Origin of the sequence: Massilia sp. UYP11 (assembly GCF_050434805.1) — a bacterium.
Classification (GTDB): domain Bacteria; phylum Pseudomonadota; class Gammaproteobacteria; order Burkholderiales; family Burkholderiaceae_D; genus Telluria.
Window position 1 is genome coordinate 104,650 of sequence record NZ_JBNDJE010000016.1, and the last position, 10,667, is coordinate 115,316.

The 10,667-nt window shown below is 59.2% G+C and carries 9 protein-coding genes; 8 read left to right on the top strand and 1 reads right to left on the bottom strand.

Features of this window, described 5'->3' with window-relative positions; all coding sequences use genetic code 11:
- The first annotated feature begins 472 nt into the window (after positions 1-472).
- From ABIB38_RS18745 to ABIB38_RS18780, 8 genes are all read left to right on the top strand, one after another.
- Positions 473-2,395 (top strand): PrkA family serine protein kinase, encoded by a 1,923-nt coding sequence (locus ABIB38_RS18745; protein ID WP_429206167.1) that lies wholly within the window; start codon positions 473-475, stop codon positions 2,393-2,395.
- 189 nt (positions 2,396-2,584) lie between these two features.
- A complete protein-coding gene (locus tag ABIB38_RS18750) occupies positions 2,585-3,856 on the top strand; it encodes a YeaH/YhbH family protein (RefSeq protein WP_429206168.1) in 1,272 nt (423 codons plus the stop codon).
- A gap of 36 nt (positions 3,857-3,892) precedes the next feature.
- A complete protein-coding gene (locus tag ABIB38_RS18755) occupies positions 3,893-5,419 on the top strand; it encodes a SpoVR family protein (RefSeq protein WP_429206170.1) in 1,527 nt (508 codons plus the stop codon).
- An 869-nt stretch (positions 5,420-6,288) separates the two neighbouring features.
- On the top strand, positions 6,289-6,951 hold the full coding sequence (locus ABIB38_RS18760; protein ID WP_005665793.1) for an energy transducer TonB: 663 nt from the start codon (positions 6,289-6,291) through the stop codon (positions 6,949-6,951).
- An 85-nt stretch (positions 6,952-7,036) separates the two neighbouring features.
- A complete protein-coding gene (locus tag ABIB38_RS18765; protein WP_429206172.1) occupies positions 7,037-7,978 on the top strand; it encodes a MotA/TolQ/ExbB proton channel family protein in 942 nt (313 codons plus the stop codon).
- 3 nt (positions 7,979-7,981) lie between these two features.
- Positions 7,982-8,401, top strand: coding sequence for an ExbD/TolR family protein (locus tag ABIB38_RS18770; protein ID WP_005665791.1), 420 nt, complete (start codon positions 7,982-7,984; stop codon positions 8,399-8,401).
- 77 nt (positions 8,402-8,478) lie between these two features.
- Positions 8,479-8,913: an ExbD/TolR family protein gene (locus ABIB38_RS18775; protein WP_205289005.1), complete on the top strand. Its 435-nt coding sequence runs from the start codon at positions 8,479-8,481 to the stop codon at positions 8,911-8,913.
- A gap of 69 nt (positions 8,914-8,982) precedes the next feature.
- Positions 8,983-10,212: a tetratricopeptide repeat protein gene (locus ABIB38_RS18780; RefSeq protein WP_429206175.1), complete on the top strand. Its 1,230-nt coding sequence runs from the start codon at positions 8,983-8,985 to the stop codon at positions 10,210-10,212.
- A 276-nt stretch (positions 10,213-10,488) separates the two neighbouring features.
- Here ABIB38_RS18780 and ABIB38_RS18785 read toward each other — a convergent pair.
- A partial coding sequence (locus ABIB38_RS18785; RefSeq protein ID WP_429206179.1) for a transposase occupies positions 10,489-10,667 on the bottom strand: 179 nt, incomplete at its 5' end.

Sequence of the window (10,667 nt, forward strand, 5' to 3'; positions counted from 1 at the left end):
ACGATTCGCGTGCGCCGCGTGTTGAGCAGTTCGTGCACTATCGGCACACAACGGAAGAAAATAAAGGCGCCGCCGGCTCACCGATCTTTCGTTCAAACCGGCCTCGACGCCGTGCTCCGGCCCCACCTTCCCACGGCCGCCGCGACGCCTGCAAAAACCCGATTTTCGATAGTTGAATCAACTACTTGGCACCGCCTCAACAGCTTGCGCGACACTGCTTTGACTTCGGAAACCAATAGGCACATAATAAATTTCATAAACGCAAAAAAGGCGTTCTCCACCACGCGGATTTGACGAGCCGTTAAATCCACGACAAGCAACCGCACGTGAATTCGACAAACGGCGCCGGCCATTCCGGCGCGGCACGTGACGACCGAACAGGGAGAGCGCGACAAGGATACCGGGGCCCCAGGCAGCTTCGACAGTGGCTGCTGTGACAGTGATTCGTTGTTGGCACATTAAAGGAACTTCAATGAGCATCTTTGAAAACTACGCGGCCCGCTATGAGCGCACCCGGGAAGAGGAATACTCCCTGGCGGAATATCTCCAACTGTGCAAGAAAGACCCGCTGACCTATGCCAGCGCGCCGGAACGCATGCTGGCCGCGATCGGCGAGCCGACCCTGGTCGATACCCGCCTCGATTCGCGCCTGTCGCGTATCTTCGCCAATAAGGTGATCAAGATCTATCCAGCCTTCCGCGAGTTCTACGGCATGGAAGAAGTGATCGAGCAGGTCGTGTCTTATTTCCGCCATGCGGCGCAAGGACTCGAAGAGCGCAAGCAAATCCTGTATTTGCTTGGCCCGGTCGGCGGCGGCAAATCGTCGATCGCCGAGAAACTCAAAAGCCTGATGGAACTCGTGCCCTTTTATGCGATCAAGGGCTCGCCGGTGAATGAATCGCCGCTGGGCCTGTTCAGCGAGGAAGAAGACGGCACCATCCTCGAAGAAGACTACGGCATTCCGCGCCGCTACCTGCGCACCATCCCAAGCCCGTGGGCCGTCAAGCGCCTGCATGAATACGGCGGCGACATCAATAAGTTCCGCGTCGTCAAACGCTATCCGTCGATCCTGAAACAGGTCGCGATTTCCAAGACCGAACCGGGCGACGAAAACAACCAGGACATCTCTTCGCTGGTCGGCAAGGTCGATATCCGCAAGCTCGAGGATTTCCCGCAAGACGATCCGGACGCCTACAGCTATTCCGGCGGCTTGTGCCTGGCGAACCAGGGCCTGATGGAATTCGTCGAGATGTTCAAGGCGCCGATCAAGGTGCTGCACCCGCTCCTGACCGCCACGCAGGAGGGCAACTACAAGGGCACCGAAGGCTTCGGCGCGATCCCTTTCGACGGCATCGTGCTGGCGCACTCGAACGAATCCGAGTGGAAGACCTTCCGCAACAACCGCAACAACGAGGCTTTCCTCGACCGTATCTATATCGTGAAGGTGCCGTATTGCCTGCGCGTGTCCGATGAAATCCAGATCTACGACAAGCTGCTGCGTAATTCGTCGCTCGACAAGGCGCCGTGCGCGCCCGGCACCCTGCGCATGATGTCGCAGTTCGCCGTGCTGTCGCGCCTGAAGGATCCCGAGAACTCGAGCATCTTTTCCAAGATGCTGGTCTACGATGGCGAGAACCTGAAGGACACCGACCCCAAGGCCAAGTCGCTGCACGAATACGTCGACTATGCCGGGGTGGACGAAGGCATGAACGGCCTGTCGACCCGCTTCGCCTTCAAGATCCTGTCCAAGGTCTTCAACTTCGACAATACCGAGGTGGCGGCCAATCCGGTCCACCTGCTGTACGTGCTCGAACAGCAGATCGAGCGCGAGCAATTCCCGCCCGAGACCGAGCAGCGCTATCTGTCCTATATCAAGGAGCACCTGGCGCAGCGCTACGTCGACTTCATCGGCAAGGAGATCCAGACCGCCTACCTGGAAAGCTATTCCGAGTATGGCCAGAACATCTTCGACCGCTACGTGACCTTTGCCGACTTCTGGATCCAGGACCAGGAATTCCGCGACCCGGATACCGGCGAAAGCTTCGACCGCGAATCGCTGAACGCCGAGCTGGAAAAGATCGAAAAGCCGGCCGGGATTTCGAATCCGAAAGATTTCCGCAACGAGATCGTCAACTTCAGCCTCAGGGCGCGCGCCACCAATGCCGGCAAGAATCCGGCCTGGACCAGCTACGAGAAGTTCCGCAGCGTGATCGAGAAGAAGATGTTCTCAAATACCGAGGAACTTTTACCGGTGATTTCCTTCAATGCAAAAGCGAGCGCCGAGGATGCGAACAAGCACGCCGACTTCGTTGCCCGCATGGTGGAGAAAGGCTATACACCCAAGCAGGTGCGTCTGTTGTGCGAATGGTATCTGCGTGTGCGCAAGTCGTCGTAACGATGCGCCTTGCGTGTTGCCGAATGGCTGCAGGCCGCTACCGGCAAGGCGCAACGCCGCGCGTGCGCCGCACGCTCGTTCGCGCAGCGTATTAAGATAGGGGTGCCGTCGCTCGCGACGGCACTGAAGCGCCAGCGACAAGCGCCACATGTCGCCAGTTCCGCGCTTATTATGAGCAGGAGGCCTGTTTTGACTTACCTCATCGACCGTCGCTTGCAGGGCAAGAACAAGTCTGCGGTCAACCGCGAACGTTTCCTGCGCCGCTACAAGGCGCAGATCAAGGATGCCGTCGGCCGCGCCATCAAGGGCCGCTCGATCACCGACATCGAGAACGGTGAAAAGGTCACCATTCCCGTCAAGGACGTGAACGAACCGCATTTCGGCCACGCCCATGGCGGCGTGTACGAAACCGTCAACCCCGGCAATACCGAATATCAAAAGGGCGACCAGTTCAACCGGCCCCGCGGCGGCGCCGGCGGCGCCGGACGCGGGCGCGCCGGCAACAGCGAACAGACCGTCGAAGACGATTTCATCTTCGAGCTGTCGCGCGAAGAATTCATGAATTACTTCTTCGAGGATCTCGAGCTGCCGAACATGGTCAAGACGCAGCTGACCCAGACCATCGAATACAAGAGCCAGCGCGCCGGCTACAACGTGTCCGGCACGCCCTCGAACATCCACGTGCTGCGCTCGCTGCGCGGCGCCCTGGGCCGCCGCATCGCCGTCGGCGGACCGGCGCGACGCCAGCTGGCCGAGGCGGAAGCCGCGCTGCAGGCGCTGCTCGACGAAGGCGCGCCGTCCGACGACGAAGGGGTCGTCGCGCTCAGGGACCGCATCCATCATCTGCACATCCGGCTCAATGCCATCCCGTTCATCGACCCGTTCGACCTGCGTTACTCGAACCGGATCAAGGTCCCCAAGCCCAGCACCCAGGCCGTGATGTTCTGCATCATGGACGTGTCGGGCTCGATGGACGAGACGCGCAAGGATACGGCCAAGCGTTTCTTCATCCTGCTGTATCTGTTCCTCAAGCGGGTCTACGAAAAGATCGACGTCGTCTTCATCCGCCACCACACGGCGGCGGCCGAGGTCGACGAGAACGAGTTCTTCCATTCGCGCGAGTCGGGCGGTACCGTCGTCTCCTCGGCCCTGCACCTGTTGCAGAAGGTGATCACCGAACGCTACGGCAGCGCCGACTGGAACGCCTACGTGGCGCAAGCCTCGGACGGCGACAACTGGGATAACGACTCGGTGCTGTGCAAGCAGATTCTGACCAGCGCGATCATGCCGCGCGTGCAGTATTACACCTATGTCGAGATCACCGACGGCCCGCCGCAGAACCTGTGGGAACAATACTGCGACGTCGCTGCCCAGCACCGCAATTTTGCGATGCAAAAGATCGTGACCCCGGCCGACATCTACCCGGTATTCCGGGAACTGTTCAAGAAGCAGGCCAAATAGCCTGCGACACGGACGCAGCAAACAGCGAGGCGCCCCATGCCAAGAGATCCAAGCAATCCGCGCGCCCTGCCCGAACAGTCGGAGTGGACCTTCGACCTGATCGAACAGGCGCACGAAGAAATCAAGCGGGTGGCCAGGCGCTACGGCCTGGACACCTATCCGAACCAGCTCGAGATCATTACCGCCGAGCAAATGATGGATGCCTACACCTCAGTCGGCATGCCGGTGTCCTATAACCATTGGTCTTTCGGCAAACACTTCCTGAGTACCGAGAAGAGCTACCGCCGCGGACAGATGGGCCTGGCTTACGAGATCGTCATCAACTCGAATCCCTGCATCGCCTACCTGATGGAAGAAAACAGCCTGACGATGCAGGCGCTGGTGATCGCCCACGCCGCCTATGGCCACAATTCTTTCTTCAAGGGAAATTATCTGTTCCGCAGCTGGACCGACGCCGACGCCATCGTCGACTATATGGTGTTTGCCAAGAACTATATCGCCGAGTGTGAGCAGCGCTATGGCATCGATGCGGTCGAAGAGCTGCTCGATTCCTGCCATGCGCTGCAAAACTACGGTGTCGACCGCTACAAACGGCCGGCCAAGCTGTCGGTGGCGCAAGAAGCGGCGCGCACCAAGGAGCGCGAGGAATACGCCCAGTCCCAGGTCAATTCGATCTGGCGCACCCTGCCCCAGCGCGAAGAACAGGTGGCGGCGGATGCGCCGACCCGCCGCTTCCCGCCCGAGCCCGAGGAAAACCTGCTGTATTTCATCGAGAAATACGCGCCGCTGCTCGAACCCTGGCAGCGTGAACTGGTGCGGATCACGCGCAAGATTTCGCAGTATTTCTATCCGCAGCGGCAGACCCAGGTGATGAACGAGGGCTGGGCCACTTTTTGGCACTACACGATCCTGCAAGACCTGTATAAAGAAGGGATCGTCGGCGACGGCTTCATGCTCGAGTTCCTGCAAAGCCACACGAACGTGGTCTACCAGCCGCCGGCCAACAGCCCGTATTACAGCGGGATCAATCCCTATGCCCTGGGTTTCGCGATGATGACCGACATCCGGCGCATCTGCGAAAACCCGACCGACGAAGACAGAACCTGGTTCCCCGACATCGCCGGCAGCGACTGGCTCAAGACGCTCGACTTCGCGATGCGCAACTTCAAGGACGAAAGCTTCATTGCCCAGTACCTATCGCCCAAGCTGATTCGCGACTTTCACTTCTTCGCCGTGCTGGATGACGACCGCAGCGACAAACTGACCATCTCGGCGATCCACGACGAGGCCGGCTACCGCTACGTGCGCCACAAGCTGGCCGAGCAGTACAACCTGGGCAGTCGCGAGCCGAACATCCAGGTCTGGCAAGTCAATACCCGCGACGATCGCGCGCTGACGCTGCGCCACACGCAATACAACCGCCGTCCGCTCAACGGACAGGCACAAGAGGTGCTCAGGCACGTGGCCCGTCTGTGGGGCTTCGACGTGCGGCTGGAGACGGCCGACCCGGCCGGGCACGTGGTCAGCTTCCTCGAGTGCCGGCGCGAGAAGCGAGGGCGCTAAAACCGCGCTGCGCTTTTCTCCTCTGCGGTTCGCCTCCACGGCGACGCCCGCTGGCAATCACGGGCGTGGTGGACGGGCTTCCCGTCCCACCACGATTTTCCATTTCGACGGCCCGTCGTGGCGCCCTCCCCTCTCCTTTCATTCCAGTCCACATGCTTCCTGCGTGGCACGAGCACCTTGCCTTGCTTATGCATGTTCAATTCGACTGATCCGCTATCGCCAACATACAGATTTCATGGTATGTTTCCGACATCACATGTTAGTTCTGTCACATCCAAGTCATGGCAATTTGACGGTGAAAGCCCTGGCATCAAACACGTAATATAGTTTGTCGCAGAAGGTGTAGGAGCACGCAGCTTTCATTCCTGTCAAACCGAAATCGTGGAATGACGCACGGTTGAGGCAGCTCAAGCGGCACAAGGGGTTTCAATTCTATCTATATGCCATGGTTGTTCGGGACGGCTTCCAGGGCATTCCCAGAATGCCGGGGGCTGATAAGAATTAGCTATTGTTTGCAGAAAGGCCATTGTAGGGTCATATGAAATTCGCCAAGTCGCTGATTTAGCAAAAGAAATTTGGTGAATACGGCCTCTGCACTGATCTTGTACGCGATGAGGAGAATCTTTACTTAAACTACACATTTTCCGGCCTTCCGGCCCCCCTCAAACCGACCGCGCCAGGCTTGTATAGATGAGCTGGTTTGCCTGCATTTACAGGTAGTTAGCGCACCTTTCGGTGCTGTAAAAATGTATGTGCAAAAAAGAATTCGTAGGTATAATTCCTCGATGTCCCGGATGCGGCTCTAGGCTTATGTCGTGTTTAGTGGGTTTGGTAGCAACAAAAAAGAGTTGGTATTGGAGAAATATGGCATGAATTTTTCGAATGAAAAGCAACCCGGGAAAAATTTCACAGGATTCATCGTAGTCGTCATCCTTCACATCATCGTGGGATGGGCGCTCGTGGCTGGCCTGGGTACCCGGATCGTCAGCACGGTGACCGAAGCTGTGGAAACCAAGCTGATTGAAGAGACCGCCCCGCCGCCGCCGCCGGAAACGCCGCCGCCGCCGCCGCCGCCAGAAATGAAAGCGCCGCCGCCGCCGTTCATCCCGCCGGTCGAAGTGCAGGTGCAGCAACCGCCGCCACCGCAAAACACGATCGCCACCGCGACCAACACGCCGCCGCCAACCACCCAGCTGGCTCCGCCGGCGCCGCCCGCTCCTCCGGCTCCGCCGGCGCCGCCGGCACGTGGTCCTAGCCGCACGGAGGCAGTGGCTGACTTTAATACTTGCGCACGTCCGGAATATCCACGTTCGTCGCAGCGCAATGAAGAAACCGGTACCACGACCCTGCAGTTCCTGATCGGTGTCGATGGTCGGGTGATGGAAGCCAAGCTGGCGAAGTCGAGTGGCTTCCGTGACTTGGACCGAGCCGCGCAATCGGCTCTGAGCAAATGCCGATTCAAGCCCGCCATGATCGATGGCAAGCCGGAACAGGCGTGGACAGCGGTGCAGTACGTCTGGACGCTGGAATAAAACCGAGACAGGTTACCGTCTCAAACTTTGATTGTCGTTGTCGTTAAGTTCAGCGAACTGTCTATTTAATATCTTTGGAGGAAGCATGTTTAAGAATACCCGTTTGTCCGCTTTCCTGGCGGCTGTCCTGTTGTCGGTAACCGCAGCATCGGCTCTGGTCTCGGCCCCTGCCTTCGCTCAAGAAACCCCGGCAACCGACGCAGCTGCACCAGCGGCGACCGACGCAGCAGCTCCAGCTGTTGACCCAGCTGCCGCTCCTGCAGACGCTGCTGCCGCTCCTGCAGACGCTGGCGCGCCAGCCGCTGCGCCAGGTGGCGAGCAAACCGAAGAAGTCTATAACCCGTACGGCCTGCAAGCCATGTGGGAACACGGCGACTTCGTCAACAAGGGCACCCTGATCATCCTGTCGCTGATGTCGATCGGTTCGTGGTACATCATCATCACCAAGCTGATCGATCAGCAGAAGATCATGAAGCAGTCGAAAGACATGCAATCCAAGTTCTGGAAAGCGCCATCGATCGCTGCTGGTTCGGCGCAGCTGAAAGAAGGTTCGCCATTCCGCTTCATCGCTGAAACCGGCACCAAGGCAACCCAGCACCACGACGGCGCCCTGCTCGAGCAGATCGACCTGTCGACCTGGGTCACCATGCAGATCCAGCGCGCCGTGGACCGCGTCCAGTCGCGTCTGCAAGATGGCCTGTCGTTCCTGGCAACCGTCGGTTCGACCTCGCCGTTCATCGGTCTGTTCGGTACCGTCTGGGGCATCTACAACGCACTGACCGCCATCGGCATGTCGGGTAACGCATCGATCGACAAGGTCGCAGGTCCAGTCGGTGAAGCACTGATCATGACCGCCTTCGGTCTGTTCGTTGCAGTTCCTGCCGTTCTGGGTTACAACTGGCTGGTGCGTCGTAACAAGACCGTCCTGGAAGACATCCGTTCGTTCTCGGCTGACGTTCACTCGGTCCTGATCTCGGGCGCCATGTCGACCTCGAACGCAGCTGCCGCAGCTAAAAAGATTGGATAAATTATGTCGATGAGTGTCGGTTCCGATTCCGGCGAAGATGCACTGAATTCAGAGATCAACACGACGCCACTCGTTGACATCATGTTGGTTCTTCTGATCATCTTCCTGATCACTAGCCCGGTGGTGCTGAATCTGCAGAAAGTCACACTGCCTTCAGAAGAGAACCAGGTCACGCTGACCAAGCCGGAAGATGTGAATATCACCGTCAATAAAGACGGCGAGATGTACTACAACCAGACTCACCTCGCGAACACGGACGAGCTGTTCAAGTTCCTCGCGGAGCAGTCGGTGAAGGTGCCGCAACCGGCGGTGAAAGTTCGTGGCGACCAGGAAACCCGCTACGAAGCGATCGGCCGCGTGATCTACACGGCACAACGTGCTGGTGTGCAGAAGGTTGGCTTCGTCATCGAGCCACCGGGCTGATAGCCCTGCAGGCGGCGCCTGGCTGATCTAGCCGGGCGCCGTAACCTTCTCCCCCAACATTAGATAAGGACACACCCATGAGTATGAACGTAGGTGGAGGCGGCTCCGCAGCAGCAGCCGATCCGGAACCGATGATGGAAATGAACATGACGCCGCTGATCGACGTCCTGCTCGTTCTCATCATCATGCTGATTATCACGATTCCGAAGCAAAACCACTCCGTCAATCTGAACATGCCAGTTGGTAACCCGCCGCAAAGCGATATCAAACCGGTGGTGATCACGATCGACGTCGACTTCGACGGCACCATTCTCTGGGATGGCGAAGTCATTCCGGATCGCTCGACGCTCGAAGCCAAGATGAACGCCGTTGCAGCCATGGCCGACCAGCCTGAAGTGCACCTGCGTCCAAATAAGCTGGTAGAGTACAAGGTAGTTGCCGGCGTCATGGCATCGGCCCAGCGCATCGGCGTCACCAAAATCGGCATGGTCGGTAACGAGCAGTTCCAGTAATCGTTCCATGTTTGACCAACACGGCAGGGCTATCCCTGCCGTGTCCATTTTGAAATAAGGATTTTTCAGATGATCAAGTTCCGTCTCGCTCACCTCAGCCTTGCAATGGCCGCTCTGGGCTTTACCGCGCTCACCCCGGTAATCGGCCTGTCTTCCGCCATCGCGCAGGAAGCAATGCGCCCGGAGATCGGCAAACCGCTGCAGCAAGCCCAGGCCCAGATGAAGCAGGGCAGGCACAAGGAGGCTCTGGCCACGCTGCGCGGACTGGACAAGGTGGGCAACAAGACCGCCAATGAAAGCTACCTGATCGAGCGCGTGCGCGCCGGGGCAGCATCGTCGGCCGGCGATTACGATACCGCCGCCAAATCCTTCGAAGCCCTGCTCGCGTCGGGCAAGCTGAACGCCAATGAGCGTTCGCAGTTCGCCGAAGGCCTGGTGGGCATTTATATGCGTGCAGGCGACCTGAACAAGGCCAACGCCACCATCCAGAACCTGCTCAAGCAGAAGGATGATCCGAAGCTGCGCGCTTACCTGCTGCAGAACTACTATAAGCAAGGCAACACTGCTGCCCTCGAGCAAGAACTGCGCACCATCGAGAAAAGCGGCCGCCTGAGCGAAGATCAGCTCGGCATGCTGGCCAATATCCAGCTCAAGAAGAACGATACCGCCGGCTACGTGCGCACCATCGAAAAGCTCGCCGCCAGCTATCCGAAGGCCCAGTACTGGACCGACCTGCTGAACCGCGTGCAGCGCCAGCCAGGCTACTCCAGCCGCCTGAACGTCGACGTGTATCGCCTGAAGCTGGCCAACAACCTGCTCAAGAAGCCGAGCGAGTACATGGAAATGGCCCAGCTGGTGCTGCAGGCGAAAGCCCCGGCCGAAGCCATCAAGATCATCGACAAGGGCTACAAGGCCGGCGCCCTGGGCACCGGCACCGACGCCGCGCGTCACCAGCGCCTGAAGGACCTGGCCGAGAAGAACCTGGCAGAGCAGAACAAGAACTTTGCCGCGCTCGAAGCCGAGCACACCGCGGTCAAGGACCAGGACTCGCTGGTGGGCCTGGGTTACGCACTGGTGCAGGCTGGCCAGGCCGACAAGGGTCTCAAGATGATGGAAGCGGCGATCAAGGCCGGCGGCCTGAAGAACCCCGACGACGCCAAGCTGCGCCTGGGCGAAGCCTACGCCGCTGCCGGCAAGAAGCAGCAAGCCATCGCCACGCTCAAGACCGTGGGCGGCAAGGGCGGCACCGCCGAACTGGCCCGCTACTGGATCCTGGCGATCAACAATCCGCTGAGCTGATCGTTCCGCGATCGGTTTCATGAACGCCGCCTTTGGGCGGCGTTTTTTTTGTACCGTAGGGTTGGCGGCTTGCCCGCCGACGCGGTGATGGTTGGCCGCAAGATCATCCGGCGCGAAAGCGCCACCGTTAAGGAAGCGCTGAACAAATAGGTTGCACGGCCGTTCCAACGTGACAAACCCGGCGCCAGACCGAACGGTGGTCGAGATCAGTTATTTTTCGCGCTCCAGCTTGGGCGTCCGGCTCGTTTTTGCGTGCTGTGGCACGCATTTCCCCGCTCAGGACGGAGTTCGGGCGTGCGCGCTCCCAAAGGTTCGGCCAGCCAGCACCAGGTTCGCGAACGCGAACAAGGTGTGCAGCTGCGCGGTGTTCTTCGCCAGACCGCGGTAACGCGTCTTGCGATGCCTGAACAGGTTCTTCAGCACATGAAACGGATGCTCAACCTTCGCGCGCACGC